Below are 26,893 nucleotides of genomic sequence, written 5' to 3'. Positions count from 1 at the left end.
CGTCACAGGCGGGTGCGCCAGTAGCCGGGCTTGCGCCGAAACGGCGCGATGGCGAGGATCACCAGGCGGTAGCCCACCATGCAATAGACCACCGAGTGGGGGAAGTCTTTCGGGAACACCCGCCGGGTTCCGTGGCGGTAAGGGCTGCCCACCCCCGGCATGGCGACGGCGATGCGGGCAGCGGCCTCCACCTGTGCCAGGAAGCGCTCACCCAGACCGGATGATTGCTGCTCGTAATACGCGGCCTGCTCCTGAAGCTCGCGCAGGGCTTCGGGATGAAAGACCGCCAGGGTCATGTGCCGAGCGAGCGGCGCACGCGGGCAAAGCCTTCTTCGATCGGCACCAGTGCCACGCTGCCTTGCTCGACATCGGCGATGCGGCGCTTGAGCTCGATGTCCCAGCTGGCTTCCACGTCGGCCACGTGCGGATCGAGGCTGGCCAGCAAGGCTTCGGCCAGCTGGGCCCGCTCTTCGGGCGCAAGCGACTGGGCGCGTGCGGTCAGTTCGGCGAGCAGGTCATGGGGCATGGCGGGCTCCAGTGGGGCTGGACAGTTTAGCAGTGCAGGCCTGGGCGGGCACCCCGCTTGCCGGTCGCGGCGGTCCGGTGGCCGGACGCTGTTCGACCCAGCCACGAGGAGCCTTCCCATGACCCACCTGCGCACCGACGCCGACGCTTGCAACCTGCTCGGTGCCGAACACCGCGCCGCTGGCCGAGGCCGCGGGGGAGCACGCCAGCGCCAAGGCGCTGATCGCCGGCTCGACCTCGTGGCCCTGCGCGACGCCCCGCAGGCGCGCAAGGACCAACTCATGGGCGTGACCGCGGGCTGAGCCCGCGCGCGCCCGCACACCGCGCTTCGTTCAGCGCGCTTCGTTCAGCGCGCTCAGTACACCGCGAAGCGCCCGGTCCACTTGCGCTCGTAGTCCATGCGCGCGAAGTGCTCGGCCATGAAGTCGATGAAGGCGCGCACCTTGGCGCTCAGGTGCTTGCGGCTCGGGTAGGCGAGGTTGATGGTGAGGTGCGGCAGGTCCCAGTCTTCGAGCACCGGCACCAGGCGGCCGGCCACGATGTCGTCGTAGACGATGTAGCTCGGCTGGATCAGGATGCCCATGCCGTCGAGCGCGGCGGCGCGCACGATCTGGCCGTCGTTGGTTTCGAGCAGGCCCTTGATCTGCACCGTCTGCTGGCGGCCGCTGTCCACGTGCGTGAAGCGCAGTTCGTTGGGCGTGTTGGCGTGCAGGTACACCAGCAGCTTGTGGCGCTGCAGGTCGTCGAGCCCCTTGGGAAAGCCGTGTTTGGCGAGGTAGCCCGGTGAGGCCGCGAGGATGCGCCGCGTCTGGCCGAGCCGGCGGATGGTGATGTTGCTGTCGGGTTCGTACTCGCGCGTGCGGATCGCCACGTCGATGTTGTTGTCGATGATGTCGAGGTAGCGGTTGGCCGCCTCCACGTGCACGCTCACGTTGGGGTAGCGCTCGGTGAAGCCGCGCAGCAGCGGCGCGATGTGGTGCATCGCAAAGCTCAGCGAGGCGGTGACGCGCAGCACGCCCGTGGGGTTGAGCGCGGCGGCGTTCACGTCGGACTCGGCGTCGCGCAGGTCGCCCAGGATGTTGCGCGCGCGCTGGAAGAACTCCTGGCCGGTGTCGGTGAGGTAGAGGCGGCGCGTGTTGCGCTCCACCAGGCGCGCGCCCAGGCGCTCTTCGAGCGCGGCCAGGTGGCGGCTCGCGCTCGCGTTGCTCAGGTTCAGCGCTTCGGCGGCGCGCGACAGGCTGCCGGTTTCGGCCACCTGCACGAACAGTTCGATCTCGGTCCAGCGGTCCATCGCTTTCGAGTGTGTCTCCGGGTTGTCCCTGGTTTTCTTGCGCGCGGCGGAAAAGTCTTTTCGTTCCGCGGCATTGGTTTTCCATTTCGTGCCGCCTACATTCTGCCGCCACGGTGGCCTCACGGCACGCCCCACGGAGACAAGACGGTGCGCAACCTCAACCAGGACAACATCACCCAGGCGGTCATCGCCCGCCTGGCCGCCACGCCCGACCCGCGACTGAAGCAGGTGCTGACCAGTCTGGTGCAGCACCTGCACGCCTTTGCGCGCGAGGTGAAACTGACCGAGGCCGAGTGGGCCTACGGCATCGACTTCCTGACCCGCGTGGGCCACACCTGCACCGACCAGCGCCAGGAGTTCATCCTGCTGTCGGACACGCTGGGCCTGTCCATGCTCACGGTGGCGCTCAACAACCAGAAGCCCGAAGGCTGCACCGAGGCCACGGTGTTCGGCCCCTTCCACGTGGAAGGCGCGCCCGAGGTGCCGCACGGCGCCGACGTGGCCAATGGCGCGCCCGGCAAGCCCTGCGAGGTCAGCGGCCACGTGCGCGGCCCGCGCGGCGAGGCCGTGGCCGGCGCGGTGATCGACGTCTGGCAGGCCGATGCCGATGGCCTGTACGACGTGCAGCGCGAAGGCCTGGAGCAGCCCCAGGGCCGCGCCGTGCTGCGCAGCGGCGCCGACGGCGGCTTTCACTTCAAGACCGTGGTGGCCGAGCCTTACCCCATTCCCACCGACGGCCCGGTGGGCGAGATGCTCACCGCCACCAAGCGCCACCCCTGGCGCCCCGCGCACCTGCACTTCCGCATCCAGGCCCCGGGCTACCAGACCCTGGTCACGCACGTGTTCCGCAACGGCGATCCCTACCTCGATTCCGACGCCGTCTTCGGCGTGCGCAGCTCGCTGCTGGCCGACTGGGTGGAACAGCCCGACGGCCGCATCACCCTCGATTTCGATTTCGTTCTCGCCCCTCAGTAATACCCACCGGAGACAAGACCATGACGATGAAGAAGCGGACTTTCGTGGCCACCGCCCTGGCGGCGGCGCTCATGAGCGCCGGCCTGGGCACCGCCCAGGCGCAACAGACCTTCAAGCTCACCATCGCGTCCAGCCACCCCACCTCGCTGCCCTGGGTGGGCCTCATGAGCACGCTGTTCGTGCCCGAGGTCAACAAGCGCGTGGAGGCCCTGGGCAAGGGCTACAAGATCGAGTGGAAAGAGTCGTACGGCGGCCAGCTCTACAAGATGAACGCCACGCTGGCCAGCGTGGGCTCGGGCATTGCCGACATCGGCTGGGTGTTCGCCAACCTCGAAGCGGCCAAGATGCCGCTGACCCAGTTCGCCACCGTCACGCCCTTCGCCACCGGCGACATCCGCATGCTGCTGCAGGTGGCCAACGAGATGAACGAGAAGGTGCCCGCGCTCAAGGCCGAATGGGACAAGAACAACGTGGTGTTCCTGGGCGCCAGCGGCGTGGACACCTACCACCTGTTCACCAAGATGCCCATCAACACCTACGCCGACCTCGCGGGCAAGAAGATCTCGGCCCCGGGCGCGGTGGGCGTGTGGCTGCGCGGCTCGGGCGCGGTGCCGGTCGACGGCTCGCTCACCAGCTACTACACCGACATCCAGACCGGCGTGAGCGAGGGCACGATCTCGATCGCCACCGGCATCCTGCCCAACAAGATCTACGAGGTCGCGCCCTACGTGACCACGGCCGACATCGGCGCGCTCTACAACGGCGGCATGGCCATCAACAAGGACAGCATGGCCGCGCTGCCCCCGGACGTGCAGAAGATCATCAAGGACGTGGGCCTGGAGTACTCGCGCGTGCTGGGCGACACGCTGGCGCAGCGCTACGAGGCCGCGCTCAAGGCCATCGGCGAGCAGGGCGCCAAGCAGGCGGTGCCGGTGAAGATCGCGCCCATGGCCCCTGGCGAGCGCGAGAAGTGGGCGCGCTCCATGCCCAACATCGCGGCCGACTGGGTCAAGGCCAACGCCTCGCGCGGCCCGGCCGCGCAGATCATCAAGACCTACATGGAGGAGTTGCGCAAGCGCGGCGCCAAGCCCGTGCGCGACTGGGACAAGGACCTGTGATCGGCCGTTCATGAGCTACGAAGCCAACACCGATCTCGAGGAGGCCCCGGTCTCCTCGGCCCCTTCCAGTCCGTTCGGCCATCTCATCGATGGCCTGAACGGCCTGGGCTCCATCGTGATCGCGCTCGTGATGGTGCTGATGTGCGCCGACGTGTTCATGCGCAATGCGTTCAACCAGCCCATCGACGGCGTGGCCGAACTCGTGGCCGCATCCATCATCGTGATCGTGTTCCTGCAGCTGCCCGCCACGCTGCGCCACGGCCGCATGAGCCGCGCCGACCTGTTCATCGACCCCTTCGTGGCCAAGCGCCCGCGCGCCGGCATGCGCCTGCGTGCGCTGTTCTCGCTCGGCGGCATCTTCGCCTGCGGCGTGATCGCCTACGCCACCTGGCCGCTGTTCCAGCGCGCCTGGGCCAACAACGAGTTCTTCGGCATCGAAGGCGTGTTCACCTTCCCGACCTGGCCCATGCGCATCGTGGTGTTCGTGGGCGCGGCCCTGGCCGCGCTGCAGTACGCGCTGCTGGCCTGGCAGGACTGGCGCGACGCCGGCCACGCACAAGGAGCAGGCCATGAGTGATCTGCTGCTGGGCTTCATCGCCATCGGGGGCATGCTGGCCCTCATCGTCCTGGGCATGCACATCGGCGTGGCGCTCATCGTCACCTCGTTCGCCACCGTGTGGTTGATGCGCTCGCCCGAGATCGCCGCGCGCTTCGTGGGCGCGGCGGCCAACGACGCCATCCGCGACTACCTGTTCGGCGTGGTGCCGCTGTTCGTGCTCATGGGCATGTTCGTGAGCGTGAGCGGGGTGGGGCGCGACACCTTCGACGTGTTCCAGTGGCTGTTGCGCAAGCTGCGCGGCGGCCTGGGCCTGGCCACCGTGGGCGCGAACGCGGTGTTCGCGGCCATCACCGGCATCTCGATCGCCTCGGCCTCGGTGTTCACCAAGGTCGCCACGCCTGAAATGATGCGGCACGGCTACACGCCGCGCTTCTCGGTGGGCGTGGTGGCGGGCTCGTCGGTGCTGGGCATGCTGATCCCGCCCTCGCTGCTCATGATCATCTACGGCGTGATCGCCGAAGAGTCGATCGGCCGCATGTTCCTCGCGGGCATTCTGCCCGGCGTGCTGCTGGCGCTGCTGTTCTGTGCCCTCATCCTGGGCATGGCCTACCTGCGCCCGGCCAGCATGTACACCTCGGGCCAGGCGGCTTCGGCGGCCGAGCAGGACACCGAGACCTGGGCCAGCGCGGCGGTCAAGTTCTTCCCCATCCTGGTGCTGGTGCTGCTGGTGCTGGGCGGCCTGTACAGCGGCTTCTTCACGCCCACCGAGGCCGGCGCCGTGGGCGCGGCCGGCGCCTTCGTGATCGCGCTGGCGCGCCGCCGCCTCACCTGGCGCAAGCTCTGGAACGTGCTCACCGAAACCGGCTATGTCTCGGTGTCGGTGCTGTTCCTGATCGTGGCGGCCTCGCTCTACAGCCGCATGCTCGCGCTCACCGGCATGCCCGCGGCCATCACCACCGGCATCACCGACATGGGCCTGGGCCCCTGGGGCTTTCTGGTGGCCTACCTGCTGATCGTGATCGCGCTGGGCTGCATCATCGACTCGGTCTCGATCATGCTGATCATGCTGCCCATCGTGCTGCCCATCGCGGCCAGCTTCGGCATGGACAAGATCTGGTTCGGCGTGCTCACCGTGGTGGCGGTCGAGATCGGTCTGCTCACGCCGCCGTTCGGGGTCTCGGTCTACACCGTCAAGAGCGCGCTCAACAACCCCAGCATCACCATCAAGGACATCTTCGCCGGCACCTTCCCCTTCGTGCTCGCCATGGTGTTCTCGCTGTTCATCCTCGCCATCTTCCCGGGCCTGTCCACCTGGCTCGCCCGCATGTGAGTCGCCATCCATGATCTACGTCTTCCACCTCCTCGACAAACCCAACGGGCTCGAACTGCGCCAGCGCATCCGCCCCGAGCACAAGGCCTACCTGGCCGCCGTGGCCGACCGCATGGCCTTCGCGGGCCCGCTGCTCGCCGACGACGGCGTGACCATGGTCGGCAGCGTGCTGGCGATCGACTTCGACAGCCGCGAGGCCGCCCTGCGCTGGCAGGCCGACGAGCCCTTCACCAAGGCCGGCCTGTACGCCAGCGTGGCGGTGCATGCGTTCCAGAACCTGTGGCCGCAGAAGGTGGGCTTCCCGCCCCAGGCCTGAGCACCCATGGCCCTCGTCAAGCACATCGTCATGTGGAACATCCTCGGGGCCAGCCCCGAGGAAAAGGTGCGCAACACCGAGCGCCTCAAGACCGCCTTCGAAGGCCTGCGCGGCCGCATCCCGGGCCTGCGCACGCTGGAGATCGGCGTCGACTTCAGCGGTGTCGACTACGCCTGCGACGTGGTGCTGTACTCCGAGTTCGACAGCGCCCAGGCACTCACCGATTACGCTTCGCACCCCGAACATTTGCGCGTGCGGCAGGAACTCGAAGGCCTGCGCATCGCGCGCCACCAGGTGGACTACACCCCGAACTGAAAGGACCTCGCCCTGTGACCCCGCTCGATACCCAAGCCCTCGACACGATCTTCACCCAGGCCCGCACGGCCAACGGCTTCATCGACAAGCCCGTGCCCGAGGCGCTTCTGCGCCAGGTGTATGAACTGGCCGCGCTGGGCCCCACGTCGATGAACTGCCAGCCCACGCGCTACGTGTTCCTCAACACCCCGGCCGCGCGCGAGCGCCTGCTGCCGGCCATGCTGCCCGGCAACCTCGACAAGACGCGCAGCGCGCCGGTCACCGTCATCGTGGCCACCGACACGAAGTTCTACGAGCACATGCCCAAGGTCTGGCACCGCGAGGGCGCCAAGGAAATGTTCGAAGGCAACGCCGGCATGGCCAGCGCCACCGCCACGCGCAACGGCACGCTGGGCGGCGCCTACTTCATCATCGCGGCGCGCGCGCTCGGCCTCGACTGCGGCCCCATGAGCGGCTTCGACATCGCCAAGGTCGACGCCGAGTTCTTCCCCGACGGCCGCTACAAGACCAACTTCCTCATCAACCTCGGTTACGGCGACGACAAGCTGCTGTTCAACCGCAACCCGCGCCTGGGCTTCGACGAAGCCTGCCAGGTGCTCTGAGCGGCCCCACGCTCAGCCGGCATGTCCGGACGCCGCTCGCCGGATCACCGAGGCCATGTGCTTCACGGTGGGCGAGCGGTTCACCCCCTTCTTCCACAACAGGCCGGGCGTGCGGATCGGCGAGGGGTCTTCCAGCGGGATCAGCCGCAGGTCGGGCGAGGGCGTGAACGCGCTCTCGGCAATGATGCCCGCGAGGTCCGTCTGGCGGATCAGCTCGATCATGGGCGCGATCGAGTTGAGCTCGGCCACCACCAGCGGCTGCGCGCCCGCCGCCTCGAAGCATTCGTCCAGCAGGCCGCGCGTGCTGAACTGCCGGGGCAGCAGCACCACGCGGCGCTGGTGCAGCTCCACCATGCGCACGCGCCGCCGCCGCGCCAGCGGGTGCGAAGCGGCCACGCACAGGCGCAGTTCCTCGTTGTAGAGCGGCTCGAACCAGAGCTCGGGCCGGTCGGCCGGCCGGTAGGACACGCCGAGGTCGAGGTGGCCGCTGGACAGGCGCCGTGCGATCTGCTCGGCCGACAGCTCTTCGACCGCCACCTTCACGTTCGGGTGGTAGGCCAGGAAGGCCGACACGCACAGCGGCACCAGCCGCGTGTTGAAGCTGTGCGTGGCCGCGATGCGCAGCTCGCCCGCGAGCGCGTCGCCCGGCTGGGTCAGCGCCTGCAGGCCGCGGTCGATCTGTTGCAGCGCGGGCACGAAATGGCTGCGCAGCAGCTCACCGGCCTCGGTCAGCGCCACCTTGCGGTTCGTGCGGTCGAACAGCACCTGGCCCAGCTCTTCCTCGAGCTGGCGGATCTGGTGCGACAGCGTCGACTGCGTCACATGCAGCCGCTCGGCCGCGCGCGTGAAATTGAGCGTGTCGGCCAGCGTTTCGAAGTAGCGAAGGTGGCGCAGTTCCATGGGGGAAACCCTTGAAAGACGATCGATGCCATCGATCATAGCCGTCGAAATTCATCACTTCCATCGCGGTCGCCGGGTGCCTAGACTGCGGACGGATTTCCCCTCAGGCGCACCAGAACAAACGCATTGGAGACACGCATGGCCCAGCTCGAAGCCGAAGACATCACCCAGGCCGTCATCGATCGCATGGCCGACTGCCAGGACCCGCGCTTCAAGCAGGTCATGACCGCGCTCGTGAAACACGCGCACGCCTTCATCCGCGAGGTGCAGCTCAGCGAGGAGGAGTGGATCAACGCCATCCTGTTCCTCACCGAGACCGGCAAGATGTGCGACGACAAGCGCCAGGAGTTCATCCTGCTGTCGGACACGCTGGGCATCTCCATGCTCGTGGTGGCGCTCAACCAGCTCAAGGCCGCACGCGCCTTCCAGCAGGGCGGCGGCGGCGCCGAACAGCCCACCGAGGCCACGGTGCAGGGCCCGTTCTACTGGGAAGGCGCGCCCGCGCTGCCGCTGGGCGCCGACATCGGCGAGAACATGCCCGGCGAACCCGCCTACTACCAAGGCCGCGTCACCGACACCGAGGGCCGGCCCATCGCGAATTGCTGCCTCGATGTGTGGTCGGGCGACGGCGAGGGCGTGTACGACATGCAGATGGGCGACGAGGCCGGCATGCGCCTGCGCGCGCGCTTCCACACCGACGAGGACGGCCGCTACCGCTTCTGGTCGATCAAGCCCAGCTTCTACCCCGTGCCCGACGACGGCCCGGTGGGCGGCATGCTGCGGCGCATGGGCCGCCACCCGAACCGGCCCGGCCACATCCACATGAAGGTGTATGCGCCCGGCCACCAGAGCGTGACCACGCACCTGTTCGTGGCCGACAGCCCCTACCTCGATTCCGATGCCGTGTTCGGCGTGCGCAACAGCCTGATCGTGCCCTTCACCACGCACCCGCCGGGCACCGCGCCCGACGGCCGCGCCATGGACCGCCCGTACCACAGCGCCACGTACGACTTCCGCCTCGTGCCCGCGCGCTGAGCGCGCCGCACCCGTTCCCCGCTTTCACTGGAGACCGTCTTGAAGATCGGCAAGGCCACCGTGCCGCAATCGGCCATCTGCGCCCACAACCCCGAGGCCATCGTCGTGCGCGGCGAGGACCTGTGCAACGGGCTCATCGGCCAGATCGGCTTCGGCGACTACTTCTTCCTGCTGCTCACCGGCCGCCGGCCCGACGCGCCCGCGAGCGCCGTGCTCAACGCCACGCTGGTGGCCATCGCCGAGCACGGCCTGGTGCCCAGCGTGCAGGCCGCGCGCATGACCCTGGCGGCCGCGCCCGATGCGCTGCAGGGCGCGGTGGCTGCGGGCATCCTGGGCTGCGGCTCGGTGATCCTGGGCGCTTCCGAAACCGCGGGCCGGCTGTTCGACGAGATCGATCGCGCCGCGCCGCAGCACGGCGGTGACCTGCGGGCCGCGGCGCGCGCCGTGGTGGCCGAGTGGCGTTCGCGCGGTCAGGCCGTGCCGGGCTATGGCCACCCCGTGCACAAGGACCGCGACCCGCGCGTGGCCGCGCTGTTCCGCGAATCGCAGCGCGCCGGCGGCGGCCAGCGCTTCGTGCAGATCGCCGAAGCCGTCGAGGCGGTGCTGCCCGAGGTGATCGGCAAGCCGCTCAAGCTCAACGTGTCGGCTGCGATCCCCGCGGTGCTGCTGGGCGTGGGCTTTCCGCTGCGCGCGCTCAAGGGCGTGCCCATGCTCGCGCGCTGCGCGGGCCTGATCGCCCACATGGCCGAAGAGCTCGAACAACCCATCGGCTTCGCGCTGTCCTACCAGGCCACGCGCGAAGAGCGCTACATCGGCGTGGTGCCCGAGGGCTTCGTGCCGGTGCAGAAGATCGACTGAGGAGGACACCGCCATGACCTCCGTACTCAAAGGCCTGCGCGTGGTCGAACACGGCACCTTCATCACCGGCCCCGCGGCCGCCATGGTGCTGGCCGACATGGGCGCCGAGGTGGTGAAGGTGGAACTCCCCGGCACGGGCGATCCGTTCCGCGCCTTCAAGGGCGGGCTCTACAGCCCGCACTACCAGACCTACAACCGCAACAAGCACAGCGTGGCGCTGGACACGCGCAAGCCCGAAGACCGCGCCACCTTCGACCGCCTCATCGAGGGCGCGGACGTCTACATCCAGAACTTCCGCCCGGGCTTTGCCGAGCAGATCCACGCCGGCGAGGCGCGGCTGCGCGGGATGAACCCGCGCCTGATCTACTGCGCCATCAGCGGCTTCGGGCCCGACGGCCCGTCGGCCAGCCGCCCGAGCTACGACACCGTGGCCCAGGCCGCCAGCGGCTTTCTGCGCCTGCTCGTGAACCCCGAGAACCCGCGCGTGGTGGGCCCGGCCATCGCCGACGCCATGACCGGCTACTACGCGGCCTTCGGCATCCTGGGCGCGCTGCACGCGCGCCACGCCAGCGGCGAGGGCCGGCGCGTGGACGTGTCCATGTTCGAGGCCATGACCCACTTCAACCTCGACGCCTTCACCCACCTGTTCTCGGTGGGCGAGGTGATGGGCCCCTACAGCCGGCCCAGCGTGTCGCAGAGCTACGTGCTCGAATGCGCCTGCGGCGGGTGGATCGCGCTGCACATGTCCTCGCCCGAGAAGTTCTGGCAGGGCCTGGCGCTGGCCATGGACAAGCCCGACATCTTCGAGGACGAGCGCTTCTGCGACCGCTTCGCGCGCATCACCCACCAGGACGCGCTGATCGGCGTGCTGCGCGACATCTTCAAGCGCCGCCCGCGCAGCGAGTGGTGCGAACGCCTGCTCGCGCAGGACGTGCCGCACGCGCCCATGTACCGCACCGACGAGGTGCCCGACGACCCGCAGGCCCGGCACCTGCAGCTGTTCGTGGACATGCAGCACCCCACCATGGGCCCCTCGCGCACGGTGCGCTCGCCCATCAGCTTCGACGGCCAGCGCAACCTGCAGGTGACGCCGCCGCCCACGCTGGGCGAGCACAACGCGCTGTACGCGCAAGGCTGGCCCCAAGCCGCACGCTGACCCCCCAAAAAACCGGAGACCACCGCATGACCCGTTCCCTGCCCAACCGCCGAGAAGCCCTGATCACGCTGGGCGCCGCGGCCGGCGCCTTCGCGCTGCCCGCGGCCGCCCAGAGCTACCCCGACCGCCCGGTGCGCGTGGTGGTGCCCTTCGGCCCCGGCACCACCACCGACATCATTGCGCGCATCGTGGGCGAAGGCCTGGGCCGCGAGCTCGGGCAATCGATCGTGGTGGACAACCGCGCGGGCGCGGGCGGCACCGTGGGCTCGGCCCAGGTGGCGCGCGGCGCGGCCGACGGCTACCAGCTCGTGATGGGCACGGTGGGCACGCACGCCATCAACGCCACGCTGTTCAAGAACCTCAGCTACGACCCGCTCAAGGACTTCGCGCCCGTGGCGCTGGTGGGCTACACGCCCACCTTCCTCGTGGTGGCCGGCGACGGGCCGCTCAAGACCCTGGCCGACCTGAAAGCCAAGGCCGCGCAGGGGCAGGGCGCCACCTTCGCCTCGGCGGGCAACGGCACCTCGGGCCACCTCGCGGGCGAACTGCTCAAGAACCGCCTGGGCGGCCAGATGCTGCACGTGCCCTACAAGGAAGGCGGCATGGCCATGAACGACGTGATGACCGGCCGCGCCGACTTCATGTTCTACCACCCGGCCGCGGTGCTGCCGCACATGCAGGCCGGCAAGCTGCGCGCGCTCGGCGTGTCCAGCGCGCAGCGCAGCGCCGCCGCGCGCGACGTGCCCACCATCGCCGAGCAGACCGGCAGCGACTTCGACCTGGTCGCCTGGTTCATGCTGTACGCGCCCGCGGCCACGCCCGCGCCGGTGCTGGCGCGGCTGCGCCAGGCCACCGCCGCCGCGCTCACCAAGGGCGACACCGCGGGCAAGCTGGCCGCGCAGGGCGTGGAACAGCGCCCGCTCGGCCCCGAGGCCATGGACGCCTTCGGCCGCAGCGAAGTGGCCAAGTGGGCCGCGCTGGTGCGGCAGTCGGGCGCCCAGGTGGACTGAGCGCGGCGCCGGCGCGATTTGACAGAGCGATTTGACAGAGCGATTTGACAGAGCGATCGATCCCCAACCACAAACGGAGACAAGCATGCAACGTTCGACTTTCGTCCGCCTCACGGCCATCGCGCTGGCGGCCGCGGCCCTGTCCGGGGCCGCCTCGGCCCAGCAGGTGATCAACCTCACCGTGGCGTCCAGCCATCCCACCACCATCCCGTGGGTCGGCTTCATCAAGGACGTGTTCATGCCCGAGGTGGACAAGCGCCTCGCCGCGGGCGGCAAGTACAAGATCCAGTGGAAAGAGGCCTTTGGCGGGCAGCTCTACAAGGCCAATGCCACGCTCACCAGCGTGGAGCAGGGCATCACCGACATCGGCTGGGTGTTCAGCTACCTCGAGCCCGCCAAGATGCCGCTGTCGCAGCTGAGCGCGCACACGCCGTTCACCACCAGCGACCCGCGCATCGTGCTCGGCGCCATGACCGAGATGATCGAGAAGAACCCGGCCTTCAAGGCCGAGTGGGACAAGTACAACATCGTGTTCCTCGGCGCCACCGGCTCCGACACCTACGACATCTGGACCAAGAACCCGGTGAAGTCGGTGGACGACCTCAAGGGCCGCAAGCTGTCGGCGCCGGGCATCCTGGGCGTGTGGCTGCGCGGCGTGGGCGCCACGCCGGTCGACGGCGCGCTCACCACCTACTACACCGACATCCAGACCGGCGTGAGCGAGGGCGTGGTCTCGCTGGCCACCGGCATCCTGCCGGCCAAGGTCTACGAGGTTGCGCCCTACATCACCAAGGTGAACATGGGCGTGGTGTTCTCGGGCGGTGTGGCCATCAACAAGGACAGCTGGGCCAAGCTGCCGCCCGAGGTGCAGCAGGCCATGCGCGAGGCCGGCGCCGAGTACACCCGCCGCCACGGCGAAGACCTGCTGCAGCGCCACCAGACCGCCATGAACCGCATGGTCGAACTCGGCAAGACGCAGAACCCGCCCGTGACCGTGACGCCCATGTCCGAGGCCGACCGCCGCAAGTGGATCGACAACATGCCCAACCTCGCGGGCGAGTGGGTGAAGAACAACGAGGCCCGCGGCGTGCAGGCCCGCGCGCTGCTCACCCAGTACATGGCCGCGGTCAAGGCGCGTGGCGCCAAGCCCGAGCGCGACTGGGAGAAGTGAGGCCGCGCGGGCGCGGCGATCACCAATCGAACACCTCTGGCACAGGGGTGGGGAAATACCGGAACCGGGTATGCACCCGGATCACTCAAGGGCGGGCCTCTCAGGGCCCGCTTTTTTTTCCCATACCAATTCAGAGGAGCGAACGATGAACGCCTTACCCGACATGGCGCGGCTGTGCCGCGAGGCCAGCCAGGCCCTGGGCCTGGACGATGTGAACGCGCTGGCGCAGGGCCACACGGTCGAGATCGACGGTGTGCTGGTGGCGCTGCACCACGGCGAGGGCCTGAGCTGGCCGGTGGTGGTGGCCGAGATCGGTGCGGTCGCGCCCGACCAGGCGCTCGACGTGTACCGCCGCCTGCTGCAGGTGCAGCTCATGAGCGCCGATCAGGCCGACCTGCGCTTCGGCCTCAACCCGTTCCGCGACACGGTGGTGCTGTCGCAAACGGTGCGTTGGGGGCCGGCCGGGGCGCAGGCGGCGGCGCTCGCGGCCATCGTGAAGGCCACGGCGGCGCAGGCCGGCGAGTGGCGCGACAGCCTGCTCGTGGGCGACGCGCACGAGACGTTCGACGACGCACCCGACGCCGCCCACGGCCCCGACCCGCTGCGCCACGCCCTGCGCGCCTGAGGGGATCGCCCCATGCAACGCACCGGCATTCCGCGCAGCTTCACCCTGCCCATGCGCCCGCGCGAACCCGTGGCCGCGCATGGGCGCAGCCCCTCGCAGCCGAACCGCGCCAGCGTGCTGGCGCAGCACGAACCCGCGGCGATCGATCGCCAGGGCACGGACGATGGCTCGGCCAGCAACGACGACACACTGCCCGTCACGCTGTCGCTCACGCCACCGGAAACACCGCCCGAGACACCCCCCGAGACGCCGCCCCTGAGCCCTCGCGACTCGCGCCGCCGCCCGCCGCGCCAGCGCGCCGGCCCGCCGCCGCCGGGCTATGTGCCGCGTTCGCCGCGCCAGCCCCTGCTGCGCGAACTGGGCCGCCAGATCGAGCCCGTGTACGGGCACTCGGCCCTCGTGCTGCACACCACGCGCGCCCAGGCGACGGCCCCGCCCGACATCGAAGCCGCGCCGCGCCTGTGGCAGCTGGCCTACAACTACTGCACCGGCGCGGGCGTGTACGCGAGCTCGTTCGCCATCGGCTCGCTGGCATCGGCCGCGGTGAGCCCGCTGAACCCGCTGGCGGCGGGTGTGCTGTTCGACCTCGTCGCCCCCTTGCTGCACGGCTCCATGGGCGAGGCCGTGGGCATGATGATCCGCAAGAACCGCGGCGCGGCCTACAGCTCGCCCGACACCGACGCCTGGCGCGCCTGCAGCGACGCGCTGGCCGACTGGCTGCAGGCGCGCTGCGCGGGCGATCGCGCGGGCCTGGAAGACGCCTGCGAACGCTTCAACACCGAGGTGATCCAGCTCTGGCGGCGCTGGGGCCGGCCCGCACACACCGACGCGCTGGGCGACGCGCACACGATCGACCTGCGCGCACAGCTGATCGACCTGCGCACGCCGCTCAAGGCCATGGGCATGGGCTTTCTGGTCGACGAGGTGGCCTTTGCCTGGTTCGCCATTGCCTACGCGGGCGCGGGCCGGGTCGCGGTGGAGTTGCTGCGGCAGGTGGCGCAGGGCGCGCGCGAGTGGGGCCTGCGCGAGGCCTACCGCTTTTCGTTCTACAACTTCCTCAACCACCTCGCCTGGGGCGCGGGCATGGGCGGCTCGTTCACCACGGTCCAGCAGAACGCCATGCGCAGCCTCGTCTACCCCGACGCGGTGCAGCCCGATGGCGGCGTGCACAGCACGCAGGCCCGCGAGCGCAAGGTGGCGGCGCTGCGTGCTCGCATCCAGGTGCTGCGCGACCACCACACCGGGCTCAACCAGGCGGCGACGCGGCGCGCCAACGAACTGGCGCCGCTCTCGCCCGTTCACGACGAAGAACACACGGCCCTGTGCGAGGCCATGAAGCTGATCGAGGCCGCGGTGGCGCGGCGCGAGGCGGAGATTGCGCACCTGCAGCGGCAGGGCGAGCTCAGCCGCCTGAAGCGCGACGACCAGACCTTTCGCGCCAACATGCGCACCCTGTTCTCGCCCCCGCTGCGGCGCAACCAGATGGCGCGCCTGGCGGGCAACGTCGCCTGCCTGATGCCTTATGTGGCGAGCATGGCGGGCCTGGCGGCCACCAATGCGGCCCATGCACACCAGTTGGTGGCCGCGCAGCACGGGGGCCCGGCGGTGACGGCCGAACAGGCGCAGCAGGTCGCGCTGGCCAACACCTTCATGGGCTCGCGGCTGATCGGCTTCTGGTACGGCCGCACGTTTCTGCAGACCGGGTTCAAGTTCGGCCATGGCATCGGTGCGGGTCTGTACCAGCGCTGGCGCGGCACGCCGGCCGACGAGGTGATGCGCATGCCCGCGGTGGCCGAGCCGCCGACCGAGGCCCACACCGGGGCCGACACCGAGGCCGACACCGAGGCCCATCGCTCCGCACAGGCGGTGCAGAGTTCCGTGGTCGAGACCGAGGTGGGGCCGTTCTTCATGCCCGACAGCGAAGGCGACGGGGGCGAAGCCAGCGGTGCGCCCGTGCGCATCAGGACCACGCTCGAGGAGGGGCAGGAAGAACTCGAGCGCAACCTCGCCGACCTGCACCGGCGCCGCGGCCCTCAGCGCACGATCGAGCTGCTCACCGCGCTGAACGCGGTGATCAAGGCCGAGATCGAGGACTCGCGCCGCGGTCGCGACAGCGAGGACAGCGCAAGCGGCGGCGGCGAGGCGCCCGCTTGAGTCAGCGCGCCGCGGCCTGGGCCCCGATCAGGGCGGCGCCCGGCGGCGCGTCGGCCGCGTCGTGCACCAGGCACAGCAGGCGCACGGGCTGCGGGTAGGCCGCGCTGCGCGCCTGCAGCAGGGCCGCGGTCTCGCGCAGGCGATCGGGGGCCAGGCCCACGGCCAGCAGCAGCGTGGGCCGGCGCGGCACGAAACGGCGCAGGGCTTCGGGCGCGTCCCGCAGTTCGCCGCAGTCCCAGGGCTGGCGCGGGTGGCGCGCGCGCCACCACCACAGCTCGTGCCACTTCACCGCGAGCTTCAGGCGCAGGCCGGCCCAGCGCGAGCGCGCGGCGAGGGCGGCGAGCTCGTCGTTGCGGTCGAGGTCGCGCGCGAAGCGCTGGCAGGCGTGCAGCGCGGGCCCGGGCCCGGGCGCCACCAGCGCCGCGCAGCCGAAGCGCAGCGCCACCTCGGGCAGGGCATGGGGCCGCCACCAGGGCGCGCGCCCGCTGCCCAGGCCCGCGTGGCTCCAGCGCTGCAAGGCCTCGCGCAGGCCGGCGGGCTCGGCGCCGGTCGCCGCGGGCGCGGCCGCGATGTCGCGCAGGGCCTGCGTGTCGAAGCGCGCGAACAGCCGTTGGCGCCAGGGCAGGGTGGGGGTGTTCATCGGCGCGATGGTAAGGGCGGGCCTTGATGCCGAAGTGACGGAACCGCGGCCTCGCATCGCCGCACTCAGGCGGTCTTGCTCCCCGACCGAGGAAACGCGCCTTGATTCCCAAATCCCCCCGCAGCGCACCCGCCTCCTTCCAGGGGTCCCCCACCAAGCCACGCCTGCAGCCGGTGAGCAAGACCGACCCGCAGGTGAAGCCGCTTTCGCCCGGGCGGCAAAGCCACGGCCACAGCCGCAGCCACAGCGACAGCGGCCCCACCGGTGCGGGCGAGCCGCCCGGCGAGCAGGCCAGCCTGCTCGGGGCCGAGGCGTCCGACAGCGAGGTGCCCGTCCCCCCTTACCGCCCGGTTCCGTACCGGCCCGGGCTCTCCAAGCTGCTGGTGCTTTCGCGCATCGGCCAGGACGAGGACCTGCCCGACGACGTCCTTCACACGGCGCGGCAGCGCGTGCCGCTGTCCGTGCGCGAGGCGGTCGCGCAGCCGGCCGAGGTCGAGGTGCCCTCGTGGGCGTCGCAGTTCGGCTTCAACTACCTCGCGGGCGCGGGGGTGTTCTCGGCCTCGTTCGCCATCGGCTCGCTGTTGTCGGCACTGATCGCCCCGCACAGCATGGCCGCGGCCTCGGCGGTGTACGGCCTGGTGGCGCCCACGCTGCACGGCACGCTCGGCGAGGCGGTGGGCGGTATGGTGCGCGCCAACTGGGGCGCGGCCTACGGTTCACCCGACAGCGCGGCCTGGCAGACCTACACCGACGCCCTGTCCGACTGGATCGCCGCCGGCATCGGCGGCACCCCCGCCGAGCGCGAAGACGCCTGCGAGCGCATGAACGCCGTGGTGCTGGCCACCTGGGAGCGCCTGGGCCGGCCCGCGCGCATGGACCACCTCGCGGGCGCGGTGCCGGGCGATCTGCGCGATCGCCCCATCGACGCGCTGACCGTGGCCGGCATCGCGGGCCGCAGCTTTCTCGTCGACGACGCGGCCTTTCTCTGGTTCGCCATCGCCTACATGGGCGCGGGCCGCGTGGCGATCGAGATCCTCGAGGCCGTGGCCGCGGGCAGCACGGCCTGGGGCCTGCAACAGGCCTACGCGTTTTCGATGGCCAACTTCGCGAACCACCTGCTCTTCGGCGCCACCGTGGGGGGCTCGCTCACGGCGGTGCAGCAGAACGTCTCGCGCACCCTGTTGCCGGGCGCCACGCGGCCCGACGGCGGCGTGCAGACCCGCCGCGCGCGCGAGGCCAAGATCGCGGCCCGCCAGGCCCGCATCGACGCGCTCGACGACTTCCGGGCCGAGCACCTGCGCCGCCACATCCAGATCCTGGACGCGCTGCCCGTGCTCAGCGAGGCCCAGCACACCCTGCTGATCGCCCTGCAGGAAGGCGACGCCACGATCACGGCCGCGATCGCCGCGCACCGCAAGGCCATCGCCCAGCTCGAGCGCCTGGGCGAAAGCGGCTGGCTCGCGCGCGACCGCAAGACCGTGCGCGACAACCTCGTGGCCATGGCCTCGCCCGGGCGGCGCCTGCACCAGGGCACGCGCGTGGCGGCCAACGTGCTGAGCCTGCTGCCCTACGTCACGCAGATGAAGACGCTGGCCGCGACCAACCTCGCCTATGCGACGGGTGTGCTGTCGCAGGCGCAGGGCGGGCCCGGGGTGTCCGACACCCTCGCGCGGCAGGCGCTGTACGGCAACCTCTTCGCAGGCAGCTGGCTCATCGGCAGCTGGTCGCTGCGCATGCCGCTGCAGTTCGGCCTCAAGCTCGCGGCCGGCGCCACCACGGGCGTGGCGCGGTGGGCGCAGGGGCGCGGCGCGCCGGCCGCCGGTGGTGCGGGCGAGGCCGACGCAGCGGCCGGGCACCCGGACAGGCCGCCGGCCGACATCGGGCTGCCGCCGCTGCCCGAGATCGGCTCGGCGGTCGAGTTCGACGCCGAGGCCGAGCGCAGCACCACCACCCGGCTCGAGTCCGGCTCGGACAGCCGCTCCGCGGAGGACGCCGCCGTCGAGCGCTCGGAGCGCGCGGTGCGCGGCGCGCTCCAGCACCTGGACGAGGCCGTGCGCGGCCTGGGTCAGCGGGCGGCCGAAGACGCCGGCTACGGGGACATGCAGCGTTCGCTGCTGCGCATCAACGATCCCCTGCCGCCGCTGTCCGAAACCGAGTGAGCGCGGCGCTCAGGGCGGCAGTTGCGCGAAGTGGTGCGCCATGGCCTGGAGGTCGGCGTCGCTCAGGCCGCGCAGCGACGCGGCCATGATGGTGTCGCGCCCCGTGGCCTGGCCGTTCAGGAACTGCCGCATCGAGTGCAGCAGGTAGTCCTCGCGCTGGCCGGCCAGGCGCGGCATCTGCTCGCGGCCCGCGTAGTTGGGCAGGTGGCAGCTGGCGCAGCGGTTGCCGTTGGCCACCTGCTCGCCGCGCGCGAACCGCGCGGCGTCGCGCGGGCCCGGCTGCGGCTTGAGCGGCTGGCCCGCGAAGTGTTTCGCCATCGCGGCCAGGTCGGTGTCGCTCACGCCGTCGAGCAGGCCTTTCATGGCGGGCACGTCGCGCAGGCCCTCGCGGATCATCACGAGCTGGTTCTCGATGAACAGCGCGGGCTGGCCCGCGAGCGTGGGCGAGTTGGGCAGCGGCGCGGGCGCGCCGCCGGCGCCGTGGCAGGCCGCGCACGCGGCCAGGCGCTCGCCGAGCGCCTGGGCCGATGCGGGGGTCGACCACGCCGCCAGCAGCGCGGCGCACAGCAGCAGCGCGCGGCGCATCAGCGGGCGTAGCTCACGCGGTAGATCGCGCCGAGCTGTTCGTCCGAGACCAGCAGCGAGCCGTCCTTCATCTGCAGCAGGTAGGCCGGGCGGCCCCAGAAGCTCTGGTCGGCCTCGTTCATGAAGCCGGTCATGAAGGGCACCACCTGGGCGTTCTTGCCGTCGGCCGTGGCCTTCACCATCACCACGTCATAGCCGATCTTCTTCGTGCGGTTCCACGAGCCCTTGCGCGCGTTGAACAGCACGTTGCGGTACTCGGGCGGGAACATGGTGCCGGTGTAGAAGGTCACGCCCATGCTGGCCGCGTGCGGGCCCATCAGCGCCACGGGCGGCTCCACGCCCGCGCAGGCGTTGGCCTTCTTCACGTCGGGGTCGGCCAGCTTGCCTTCGTGGCAGTAGGGGAAGCCGTGGTTGAGGCCGGTGGCGCGCATGCGGTGCAGGGTGTCGTTGGGCGTGTCGTCGCCCAGCCAGTCGCGGCCGTGGTTGCTGAACCAGAGCTCCTTGGTCTGCGGGTGCCAGTCGAAGCCCACGCTGTTGCGCACGCCCGTGGCCACCACCTCCATGCCCGAGCCGTCGGGGTTGTAGCGGCGGATCTGCGCGTACTCGTTGCTCGGCAGTTCGCAGATGTTGCAGGGCGCGCCGAAGGGCACGTAGAGCTTGCCGTCGGGGCCGAAGGCGATGTACTTCCAGTTGTGGTGCTGTTCCTTGGGCAGCTTGAAGGCGGCCGTCATGTCCACCGGCTGGGCGTTGGGGTTGGTGGCGATGCCGTCGAAGCGCAGCACCTTGTCGATCGCCATCACGTAGAGCGAGCCGTTGCGGTAGGCCACGCCCGCGGGCTGGTTGAGCTTGTCGACCACGGTGCGCACGCTGCGCGCGCTGCCGTTGTCGCTGACCTCGTAGACGCGGCCGATGCCGCGCGTGCCCACGTAGTACTTGCCGTTGTCGCCGGCCGCGATGGCGCGTCCGCCGGGCAGGCCGGTGGCCCAGATCTCCACCTTGAAGCCCGGCGGCAGCTTGATCCGGTCGATCGGGATCTGCTCGGCCGGGGTCACGGTCATCTTGCCGGCCAGCGGCGCGAGGTTGGAGTTGGCCATGCTCGCGGGCATGCCTTGCTGCCAGGCCGGTGCGGCAGCGGCGGGGGCCGCGGGGGCGGCCGGGGCCGCGGCGGTGGGGGCCTTTTGCTGGGCGCAGCCCACGAGCGCGAGCGCCACGGCGGCGGCCAGCACGCCCGGGCGGGCGAGGGTCTTGATCATGCGGGGTCTCCTGAAGATTCGAGTTGTTCGCAGGCAGGCCAATGGTTGGCATGCCTACGAAATGCTGGCGACAATCGGGGCCACCCGCATCGCGGCAAACCCTCATCGGGCCCGGGCTTTCCCCTATCGGTGCGATAGCGAGCAACCCCCCATGGACTTCCACACCTGGCTCATCTACCTCGTCGCCGCGCTCGGCCTGTCGCTGTCGCCCGGCCCCAATGGCCTGCTGGCGCTCACGCACGGCGCGCTGCACGGTCAGCGGCTCACGCGCTTCACCATCGCGGGCGGGGCGCTGGGCTTCGTGGTGCTGATCGCGCTGTCCATGTTCGGCATCGGCGCGCTGCTGCAGGCCTCGCTGGGCTGGCTGGCGGTGCTCAAGTGGGTGGGCGGCGCCTACCTGGTGTGGCTGGGCATCCAGGTGTGGCGCTCGCCGCCGCTGGGCGACACGCTCGCGGCCTCGGCGGGCGGGCCGGTGCGCGCCGGCGTGCTGTTCCGCCAGGGCTTTCTGTCGGCCGTGACCAACCCCAAGGGCATCCTGTTCTTCGCGGCCTTCCTGCCGCAGTTCATCGACCCCGCGCGCGCCCTGTGGCCGCAGTTCGTGGTGATGGCGGGCACCTTCGCGCTGGTCGAGGTGGCCACCGAATGCTTCATCGCAGGCGCGGCCCACCGCATCCGCCCCTGGCTGCAGCGCGTGGGCAAGACCTTCAACCGCGCCTGCGGCGGCGTGTTCATGGCCATCGGCCTCGCGCTGCCGCTGCGCGGCTGACGCCGCCTCAGCCGATCAGGCCCAGCCGCTCGGCGATCCACCAGCTGCCCACCAGGGCGATGCCGATCGAGCCGCCCACCACCACGCCGCGCTGGTAGAAGCGGGTGTGGCGCAGCGCCCAGGCGATCGGGAAGAACACCGCCACGATCGCGAGCTGGCCCAGCTCCACGCCGAGGTTGAAGCCGCCCAGGGCGACCGCGAGCTGGGTGGCCGGCAGTTCGAGGTCGAGCAGCACGTTGGCGAAGCCGAAGCCGTGGATCAGGCCGAACACGAAGGCCAGGCGCCAGCGCTTGAGCGAGAAGCCGCCCAGCAGGTTGTTGAGCGCGGCCAGCACCACCGAGGCCGCGATCACGGTTTCGATCAGCACCGCGGGCAGCGACACCACGCCGAAGATCGCCAGGCCCAGGGTGATCGAGTGCGCCACGGTGAACGAGGTGACCACCGCGAGCACGTCGAACAGGGCCGGGCGCAGCGCGGGCTGGGGCCGCCAGTCGACCGCGCGCGAGGCGGCCGTGCGCCGCTGCGCCGTGAGCGGCGCGAGCACCAGCAGGCTGAGCAGGAACAGGATGTGGTCGAAGCCGATCCAGATGTGCCACACGCCTTCCACCGCGTAGTGGCCGAAGACCTGCAACGCGGTCTTGGGCTGCTCGGGCAGCAGCACGGTCTGCGGCCGGTCGGGCGCGAGCACGGCGCTGCCCTCGGCGCCCGGCACCTCGATCTTCACGAGCGCGCGGTGCAGCGCGTCGCGCTCGAACAGCAGGCTGTAGGTGAGCGCGAGCCCGGTGGGCCGCGGCGTGGCGCAGGCCACGGTCCATTCGGCGCTCAGGTAGTGGCCATCGCTGCGCTCGCTGGCGAGCAGGTCGATGGGCTGCAGCTCGCAGGCCCGGTCGCCGGCCTGCAGCGCCAGGCCGCTGCGCAGCCAGGCCAGCAGTTCGGCCGAGCGGGGCGACACCTCGGCCCAGCGCACCTGGCCGTCGCGGTCGGTGTCGAGGTCGAGCGCGAGGTCGGCGTCGCGCAGGTGGACGTCGGCGCGCAGCACCAGCGCGTCGCCGCGCGGCTGCAGGCTCAGGTAGGCGTTGCTGCTGCTGTGGGCGTGGGCCGCCGGCAGGGGCAGCAGGCAGGCCAGCGCGGTGGTGGCGGCCGCGAGGGTGCGGGTGATCAAGGGGCGAAGCAGGCCCATGGGTGTGGTCTCCACGAAGGGGCTCAGCGGCCCAGGCGCTGGCGCAGCCGTTGCGCGAGCGGGTTCAGGGCGGGGTCGGTGTAGCCGGTGGTGGCCAGCCAGTCGAGCACGGGCGCGGCGCGCTGCGGCTGGTTCAGCGCCAGCGCGGCCTCGGCCAGCAGCACCGCGTCGGCGGGCTCCTGCTGCTCGGCCCAGTTGCGCGCGGCCAGGTCCAGGCCGCGCGCCACGTCGCGGCCGGTGCGGATCCAGTACTGCATCTGCGGCCGCTCGATCAAGGCCTCGCCGCGCGCGTCCTGCGCCTGAAGGCGCTGCAGGGCCTGCTCGTCGAGGCGCTCGGCGCGCGGGTCCTTGAGCGCACGTGCCGCGAGCACGGCCTGCACCAGCAGTGCGTCGCTCGGCGCGGGCTCGAACAGGCTCAGGCGCAGCGCGTCGGCGTGGCGGCCCTGCTGGTTGAGCAGGTCGGCCAGCGCGCTGCGCACCAGGTGGGCGCGCGGGCGCGCCTGCAGGTGGGCCTGCCACACGGCGATGGCGGCCTCGGGCCGGCCCGCCACGCGCAGCGCCTCGCCCTGGTGGTAGCGCAGCCAGTCCTGCGCCTGCGGACCCTGGTAGTCGGGCAGGGCCACCAGGCGCTCGAACACCGGCAGGGCCAGGGCCGCGCGGCCCGTGCGCACGCGCAGGATGGCGTCGCAGGCCGCGCCTTCGTCGGGGCCCACGCGCTGCGCGATGGCGGCGCAGTCGGCGCGCGCGGCCTCGAGCTGGGTGGTGAGCAGCAGCAGCGAGAAGCGCCACGAGCGGTACTCGGCGCGCGCCGGGTCTTGCGCGATGGCGGTGTTCAGGTCGGCGATGCCGCCCTTGAAATCGTGGAAGCCCTGGCGCACCAGGGCGCGCATGAAGGCCATGGGGGCGTCGGGCGCGGGCGCGGTCCACCAGGGTTCGAGCGCGGTGCGCGCCGCGCCGTACCAGCGCAGGTCGCCTTCGGCCAGGCCGAGCACGAAGGCTTCGCGCGCATAGGCCAGCGCGGCGGCCTCGTTGCGCGGGTCGCGCCGCCAGGCGGCCGCGGTCTCGCGCAGCGCCTGCGCCCCGCCGCCGGCCTGGGCCGAGCGCGGCAGCACCACGGTGTCGGGCGCGGGCTGTACCCGGGGTTGGGCCAGGGCGGCGGTGCCCACGAGCAACAGGGCGAATAACCCCACTGCGGGTTTTCCCTTGAATCCATCACCGTGTTTTGTGCGTTTCATGTGTTGCGTTCCGTCGCTATCCATACTGCCCAACAGTACGCGACGATTCGCCTCGCGGATGCAGTTCCCTGCACCGCGTGCCATCAACGTCATCAAACCCTTGGGTACAACCATGCAAAAACTGTTCGCTGCCATCGTCTCCGCCGTGATGCTCCTGTCCGCTCCCGCCTTCGCCGCCAGCCACGCCGGCGGCAAGATGGACGACAAGGTCGACTGCACGAAGAAGGAAAACGCCGACAAGGAAGCCTGCAAGAAGAAGTAAGCCGGGGCTTTGCCCTGCACGCCTCGGGCCTTTGGCGCCCGGGGCCCCTAGGGGAGCTGCAATTGCGGGCACCATCGCGGCCATGAGCCGCCATGCGAACGCTTCTTGCAGCGCCCCCGCCACCTCCTCCCCACCCCCCCCAGCCACCCCCTCCCGCCGGGCGCGACGCCGCCTGCTGTGGGCGTTCGCGCTGCTCGCGCTGGGCCTCGGCTGGTACTTCAAGCTGCCTGCGCTCGCCTATTACGCGGCGCGCACCCACCTGGCGAGCGCCGAGTGGGAAGGGCGCTCGGTGGGCCTGTCGTCGTACCGCGTGGCGATCGAAGGCCTGCCCGTCGACGGGCTCACGCGCAACACGTCGGGCCTCACGTTCAACGCCGACACCGGCACCCTGTTCACCGTGATCAACCGGCCGCCGCAGGTGGCCGAGCTGTCCACCGACGGCCGGCTGCTGCGGCTCATCCCGCTCGAGGGGGTGAACGACCCCGAGGGCATCACGCACGTGCAGGGCGACACCTACGTGATCTCGGACGAAGACAGCCACAGCCTCACCTGGGTGCGCCTCGGGCCCGGCACGCAGCGCCTGTCGCTCGCGGGCCAGCCCCGCCTGCAGCTCGGCATCGACGTGGTGCGCAATGCGAGCTTCGAGGGCGTGTCGTGGGACTCGGCCAATGGCCGCCTCTTCGTGGTGAAAGAAAAGCTGCCGCTGCGCGTGCTCGTGATGACCGGCCTGCAGCCGGCCATCGGCGGCTCGGGCTTCGATGTCGGCATCACCGAGTGGAAGTCGTCCTCGGCGGCCACGCTGTTCATGAGCGACCTGTCCTCGCTCACCTTCCACGAGCCCACGGGCCACCTGCTGCTGCTCAGCGACGAGTCGGCCATGGTGGTGGAGTACGCGCCCGATGGCACACCCGTGAGCCTGCTGCCGCTGTGGCGCGGCATGAACGGCCTGCAGCGCAAGGTGCCGCAGCCCGAAGGGCTGGCGGTGGGCAACGACGGCGCGGTCTATGTGCTGTCGGAGCCCAACCTGTTCTACCGTTTCGAGCCGCCGCGGGCGCCGGCCTGGGCCTTGCGCTGACGGGCACTCGGGTCAGCGCGGCTCGCGCCCACCCTCGATCTGCCCGCGCAGCCGCTCTTCCTGCTCGCGCAGTTCGGGCGTGAGGGCCTCGCCGAAGTCCTCGGCCTCGTACACGCGGCGGATCTCGAGCACCGACTGCGCGCCCCGCGTGGGCTTGGGGCAGCGCCGGGCCCAGGCCACGGCCTCGTCGAGCGAGGCGCATTCCCAGAGCCAGAAGCCCGCGATGAGCTCCTTGCTCTCGGTGAACGGCCCGTCGACCACACGCGTGCCGCGGCCGTCGAACACCACGCGCGCGCCGCGCGCACTCGGGTGCAGGCCTTCGCCCGCGCGCATCACGCCGGCCTTCACCAGTTCTTCGTTGAACGCGCCCATCGCGGCGAACTCGGCTTCGGTGGGCATTTCGCCCGCTTCGGTGCCGGCGTCGGCGTGCACCATGACCATGAACTTCATGCGTTTCTCCTGGAGGTGGCGGCCAGCCATTCTGGCGCCTTCAGGGGGTACGACGGTCGAGCGGGGCCGGATCAGACAAGGGCCTCTTCCGGGCCGAAGCGCGCGCGCTCGCCGGGCGTCAGGCGCGCGAGCGCCTTGTCGCGGACTTCGGGCAACAGCAGCGCCAGCACCGCCTCGGCGTGGGCGGGCTCGCCTTCGGGCACCAGCGAGGCCCCATGCTGCAGCAGCCGCACCGCTGCGTCTTCCACGCGCTGGGCCTGTTCGTGCGACAGCAGCAAGCCCTGGGCGGCGGCGGTGAAGGCGAATCGGTTCAGCTTCTGGAAGTGCCGCTCCTGGCCCGCGGTCCTGTGCAGGCTGTCCTCGTCGTCGCCGGGCACCACCAGGTGGCTCAGGTGCAGCAGGAGCAGGGTGTCCGATGCGTGCCATGGCGTGTCCTCGGCGAGCAGGTGGTCGATCAGCGGATCGACCGCCTCGGCCGATGCCGCATCGGCGTTGAGGAAGCGCAGCGCCATGTCCAGGTGCGCGAGCAGCGGCGCGAAATCGGCGTTCGTGAGCACGAGCGCCTCAAGTTCGCTGCGCACCGCCGCGGCCTTCGCGGGCGTGTGCATGTACCGGTCCAGCACGGCGCGTTCGACGAGCAGCAGGGCGCGCTGCCGCGCCGGTGCCACGCCCTGGCCCAGTTGGATGGCCTGCAACGCGAGCGACAGGCCGCTGGTGCCGCACTGGCGCCGCCACGCCACCGACCAGGCCACGGCCGCGAGCGCCTGAACATCGACCAGGCGGTGCACCGCGGCCCCGTTGCTGCGCACGCCGCAGGGCACCAGGCAGGCCTTGAGCGCGGCCCTGACGGCCTGGGTGTCGGGGTGGTCGAACAGGCGCATGGTGAGCACCTCGGCCCGCCAATGCCGGGTGCGCGCGGTGTCCAGCCGGCTGGCCACGGACGATGGGCGCAGCACGAGTTCTTCGAAGGCCTGGCTCAGCACATCGGCCGCGCACACCCCGCTGTCCGCGAGGGGCGCCCATCGGCCGCCGCGCGTCAGCCGCTGCGCGTCGTGTGTCCAGTGCAGCGCCTCGAGGTAGGGCGCAGCGGCCGTGTGGCCGCTGCGGCTGGTGAGCGCCAGCGATTGGTAGTGGCGGGCGCGGGTCTTCAGGGCGTCTTCGGTATCAACGGCCAGCGCAATGGGCGGGGAATGCAGGTGGGCGGCCACGGCGCTGGCCACGTCGGTGTTCCAGCAATGGTGGAAGTGGGTGATGGATTGGGGTTTCATAGCCAGTCAGACGGAGGCTGGGTCTGTGGGCGGCAAGCCGACGCGGTTCCTGCCCGGTCCCGGTCGCCACCCCTTGTGCA

30 protein-coding genes are annotated in these 26,893 nt (G+C 71.0%); 19 read left to right on the top strand and 11 right to left on the bottom strand.

Features of this window, described 5'->3' with window-relative positions; all coding sequences use genetic code 11:
- Positions 1 to 2: 2 nt before the first annotated feature.
- On the bottom strand, positions 3 to 296 hold the full coding sequence (locus WDZ95_RS11845) for a type II toxin-antitoxin system RelE/ParE family toxin (protein WP_425778619.1): 294 nt from the start codon (positions 294 to 296) through the stop codon (positions 3 to 5).
- Entirely contained in the window at positions 293 to 526 is a 234-nt protein-coding gene (locus WDZ95_RS11840; protein ID WP_425778617.1) for an addiction module protein, read from the bottom strand. Before WDZ95_RS11840 ends, WDZ95_RS11845 begins: the two co-directional genes overlap by 4 nt.
- Positions 527 to 644: 118 nt before the next feature.
- Here WDZ95_RS11840 and WDZ95_RS11835 point away from each other — a divergent pair, with 118 nt between their 5' ends.
- Positions 645 to 827: a hypothetical protein gene (locus tag WDZ95_RS11835; protein WP_425778616.1), complete on the top strand. Its 183-nt coding sequence runs from the start codon at positions 645 to 647 to the stop codon at positions 825 to 827.
- Between the two features lie 53 nt (positions 828 to 880).
- On the opposite strand, the gene WDZ95_RS11830 is transcribed toward WDZ95_RS11835, so the two are convergent.
- Complete coding sequence (locus tag WDZ95_RS11830; protein WP_166225378.1) at positions 881 to 1,816, bottom strand: LysR family transcriptional regulator; 936 nt, start codon at positions 1,814 to 1,816, stop codon at positions 881 to 883.
- Positions 1,817 to 1,963: 147 nt separating this feature from the next.
- On the opposite strand from WDZ95_RS11830, the gene WDZ95_RS11825 reads away from it, so the two are divergent.
- From WDZ95_RS11825 to WDZ95_RS11795, 7 genes are read left to right on the top strand one after another with little or no spacing between them, the layout of a single operon-like run.
- On the top strand, positions 1,964 to 2,791 hold the full coding sequence (locus WDZ95_RS11825; RefSeq protein WP_166225381.1) for an intradiol ring-cleavage dioxygenase: 828 nt from the start codon (positions 1,964 to 1,966) through the stop codon (positions 2,789 to 2,791).
- Positions 2,792 to 2,811: 20 nt separating this feature from the next.
- Positions 2,812 to 3,909 (top strand): C4-dicarboxylate TRAP transporter substrate-binding protein, encoded by a 1,098-nt coding sequence (locus WDZ95_RS11820; protein WP_425778613.1) that lies wholly within the window; start codon positions 2,812 to 2,814, stop codon positions 3,907 to 3,909.
- A 10-nt stretch (positions 3,910 to 3,919) separates the two neighbouring features.
- On the top strand, positions 3,920 to 4,486 hold the full coding sequence (locus WDZ95_RS11815) for a TRAP transporter small permease subunit (RefSeq protein ID WP_425778611.1): 567 nt from the start codon (positions 3,920 to 3,922) through the stop codon (positions 4,484 to 4,486).
- Positions 4,479 to 5,798: a TRAP transporter large permease gene (locus WDZ95_RS11810; protein ID WP_425778609.1), complete on the top strand. Its 1,320-nt coding sequence runs from the start codon at positions 4,479 to 4,481 to the stop codon at positions 5,796 to 5,798. The genes WDZ95_RS11815 and WDZ95_RS11810 overlap by 8 nt, the downstream gene beginning before the upstream one ends.
- Before the next feature lie 10 nt (positions 5,799 to 5,808).
- Entirely contained in the window at positions 5,809 to 6,114 is a 306-nt protein-coding gene (locus WDZ95_RS11805; protein ID WP_166225390.1) for a YciI family protein, read from the top strand.
- A gap of 6 nt (positions 6,115 to 6,120) precedes the next feature.
- Positions 6,121 to 6,429, top strand: a complete 309-nt coding sequence (locus WDZ95_RS11800) for a Dabb family protein (protein ID WP_425778607.1) — start codon at positions 6,121 to 6,123, stop codon at positions 6,427 to 6,429.
- Positions 6,430 to 6,443: 14 nt separating this feature from the next.
- Positions 6,444 to 7,031, top strand: a complete 588-nt coding sequence (locus WDZ95_RS11795; protein WP_425778605.1) for a malonic semialdehyde reductase — start codon at positions 6,444 to 6,446, stop codon at positions 7,029 to 7,031.
- A gap of 12 nt (positions 7,032 to 7,043) precedes the next feature.
- Here the strand turns inward: WDZ95_RS11795 and WDZ95_RS11790 are convergent, their stop codons facing one another.
- Positions 7,044 to 7,931 (bottom strand): LysR substrate-binding domain-containing protein, encoded by an 888-nt coding sequence (locus tag WDZ95_RS11790; RefSeq protein WP_287468174.1) that lies wholly within the window; start codon positions 7,929 to 7,931, stop codon positions 7,044 to 7,046.
- Positions 7,932 to 8,069: 138 nt separating this feature from the next.
- Here WDZ95_RS11790 and WDZ95_RS11785 point away from each other — a divergent pair, with 138 nt between their 5' ends.
- The 7 genes from WDZ95_RS11785 to WDZ95_RS11755 all read left to right on the top strand — a co-directional run bounded on the left by WDZ95_RS11785 (position 8,070) and on the right by WDZ95_RS11755 (position 15,940).
- Positions 8,070 to 8,966 (top strand): dioxygenase, encoded by an 897-nt coding sequence (locus WDZ95_RS11785; RefSeq protein ID WP_425778603.1) that lies wholly within the window; start codon positions 8,070 to 8,072, stop codon positions 8,964 to 8,966.
- 39 nt (positions 8,967 to 9,005) lie between these two features.
- Positions 9,006 to 9,824: a citryl-CoA lyase gene (locus tag WDZ95_RS11780; protein WP_425778601.1), complete on the top strand. Its 819-nt coding sequence runs from the start codon at positions 9,006 to 9,008 to the stop codon at positions 9,822 to 9,824.
- 13 nt (positions 9,825 to 9,837) lie between these two features.
- Positions 9,838 to 10,980, top strand: coding sequence for a CaiB/BaiF CoA transferase family protein (locus tag WDZ95_RS11775; RefSeq protein ID WP_425778600.1), 1,143 nt, complete (start codon positions 9,838 to 9,840; stop codon positions 10,978 to 10,980).
- A 26-nt stretch (positions 10,981 to 11,006) separates the two neighbouring features.
- Positions 11,007 to 11,990, top strand: coding sequence for a Bug family tripartite tricarboxylate transporter substrate binding protein (locus WDZ95_RS11770; RefSeq protein ID WP_425778598.1), 984 nt, complete (start codon positions 11,007 to 11,009; stop codon positions 11,988 to 11,990).
- An 85-nt stretch (positions 11,991 to 12,075) separates the two neighbouring features.
- A complete protein-coding gene (locus WDZ95_RS11765; RefSeq protein ID WP_287468172.1) occupies positions 12,076 to 13,161 on the top strand; it encodes a C4-dicarboxylate TRAP transporter substrate-binding protein in 1,086 nt (361 codons plus the stop codon).
- A 145-nt stretch (positions 13,162 to 13,306) separates the two neighbouring features.
- Complete coding sequence (locus WDZ95_RS11760; RefSeq protein WP_425778596.1) at positions 13,307 to 13,786, top strand: CesT family type III secretion system chaperone; 480 nt, start codon at positions 13,307 to 13,309, stop codon at positions 13,784 to 13,786.
- A gap of 12 nt (positions 13,787 to 13,798) precedes the next feature.
- The gene (locus tag WDZ95_RS11755) at positions 13,799 to 15,940 is read left to right on the top strand and encodes a hypothetical protein (RefSeq protein ID WP_425778594.1); all 2,142 of its coding nucleotides are present in this window, start codon (positions 13,799 to 13,801) and stop codon (positions 15,938 to 15,940) included.
- A gap of 1 nt (position 15,941) precedes the next feature.
- On the opposite strand, the gene WDZ95_RS11750 is transcribed toward WDZ95_RS11755, so the two are convergent.
- Complete coding sequence (locus WDZ95_RS11750) at positions 15,942 to 16,580, bottom strand: hypothetical protein (protein WP_425778592.1); 639 nt, start codon at positions 16,578 to 16,580, stop codon at positions 15,942 to 15,944.
- A 173-nt stretch (positions 16,581 to 16,753) separates the two neighbouring features.
- On the opposite strand from WDZ95_RS11750, the gene WDZ95_RS11745 reads away from it, so the two are divergent.
- Positions 16,754 to 18,739: a hypothetical protein gene (locus WDZ95_RS11745; RefSeq protein ID WP_425778590.1), complete on the top strand. Its 1,986-nt coding sequence runs from the start codon at positions 16,754 to 16,756 to the stop codon at positions 18,737 to 18,739.
- Between the two features lie 9 nt (positions 18,740 to 18,748).
- Here WDZ95_RS11745 and WDZ95_RS11740 read toward each other — a convergent pair whose 3' ends face one another.
- Positions 18,749 to 19,324 (bottom strand): c-type cytochrome, encoded by a 576-nt coding sequence (locus WDZ95_RS11740; protein ID WP_425778588.1) that lies wholly within the window; start codon positions 19,322 to 19,324, stop codon positions 18,749 to 18,751.
- The gene (locus WDZ95_RS11735) at positions 19,324 to 20,577 is read right to left on the bottom strand and encodes a PQQ-dependent sugar dehydrogenase (RefSeq protein WP_425778586.1); all 1,254 of its coding nucleotides are present in this window, start codon (positions 20,575 to 20,577) and stop codon (positions 19,324 to 19,326) included. Before WDZ95_RS11735 ends, WDZ95_RS11740 begins: the two co-directional genes overlap by 1 nt.
- Positions 20,578 to 20,728: 151 nt before the next feature.
- On the opposite strand from WDZ95_RS11735, the gene WDZ95_RS11730 reads away from it, so the two are divergent.
- On the top strand, positions 20,729 to 21,343 hold the full coding sequence (locus WDZ95_RS11730) for a LysE family translocator (protein WP_166225418.1): 615 nt from the start codon (positions 20,729 to 20,731) through the stop codon (positions 21,341 to 21,343).
- 7 nt (positions 21,344 to 21,350) lie between these two features.
- Here the strand turns inward: WDZ95_RS11730 and WDZ95_RS11725 are convergent, their stop codons facing one another.
- Both WDZ95_RS11725 and WDZ95_RS11720 read right to left on the bottom strand, forming a co-directional pair.
- Positions 21,351 to 22,523, bottom strand: coding sequence for a HupE/UreJ family protein (locus WDZ95_RS11725; RefSeq protein ID WP_425778584.1), 1,173 nt, complete (start codon positions 22,521 to 22,523; stop codon positions 21,351 to 21,353).
- Positions 22,524 to 22,546: 23 nt separating this feature from the next.
- Positions 22,547 to 23,713 (bottom strand): hypothetical protein, encoded by a 1,167-nt coding sequence (locus WDZ95_RS11720; protein ID WP_425778582.1) that lies wholly within the window; start codon positions 23,711 to 23,713, stop codon positions 22,547 to 22,549.
- A gap of 157 nt (positions 23,714 to 23,870) precedes the next feature.
- On the opposite strand from WDZ95_RS11720, the gene WDZ95_RS11715 reads away from it, so the two are divergent.
- Together WDZ95_RS11715 and WDZ95_RS11710 are read left to right on the top strand one after the other, a co-directional pair.
- Positions 23,871 to 24,020 carry a hypothetical protein gene (locus WDZ95_RS11715; protein WP_166225426.1) on the top strand — a complete coding sequence of 50 codons (150 nt, stop codon included), beginning with the start codon at positions 23,871 to 23,873 and terminating at the stop codon, positions 24,018 to 24,020.
- Positions 24,021 to 24,102: 82 nt separating this feature from the next.
- Positions 24,103 to 25,095: an SdiA-regulated domain-containing protein gene (locus WDZ95_RS11710; protein ID WP_425778580.1), complete on the top strand. Its 993-nt coding sequence runs from the start codon at positions 24,103 to 24,105 to the stop codon at positions 25,093 to 25,095.
- Positions 25,096 to 25,107: 12 nt separating this feature from the next.
- Here the strand turns inward: WDZ95_RS11710 and WDZ95_RS11705 are convergent, their stop codons facing one another.
- On the bottom strand, positions 25,108 to 25,545 hold the full coding sequence (locus WDZ95_RS11705) for a YciI family protein (protein WP_425778578.1): 438 nt from the start codon (positions 25,543 to 25,545) through the stop codon (positions 25,108 to 25,110).
- A 71-nt stretch (positions 25,546 to 25,616) separates the two neighbouring features.
- The gene (locus WDZ95_RS11700; RefSeq protein ID WP_425778576.1) at positions 25,617 to 26,813 is read right to left on the bottom strand and encodes a hypothetical protein; all 1,197 of its coding nucleotides are present in this window, start codon (positions 26,811 to 26,813) and stop codon (positions 25,617 to 25,619) included.
- Positions 26,814 to 26,893 lie beyond the last annotated feature (80 nt).

The organism is Hydrogenophaga sp. T2, assembly GCF_049843535.1.
Lineage (GTDB): Bacteria > Pseudomonadota > Gammaproteobacteria > Burkholderiales > Burkholderiaceae_C > Hydrogenophaga > Hydrogenophaga crocea.
The sequence above is the reverse complement of the archived record's forward strand: the minus strand, read 5'-3'. Positions and strand labels throughout refer to the sequence as shown.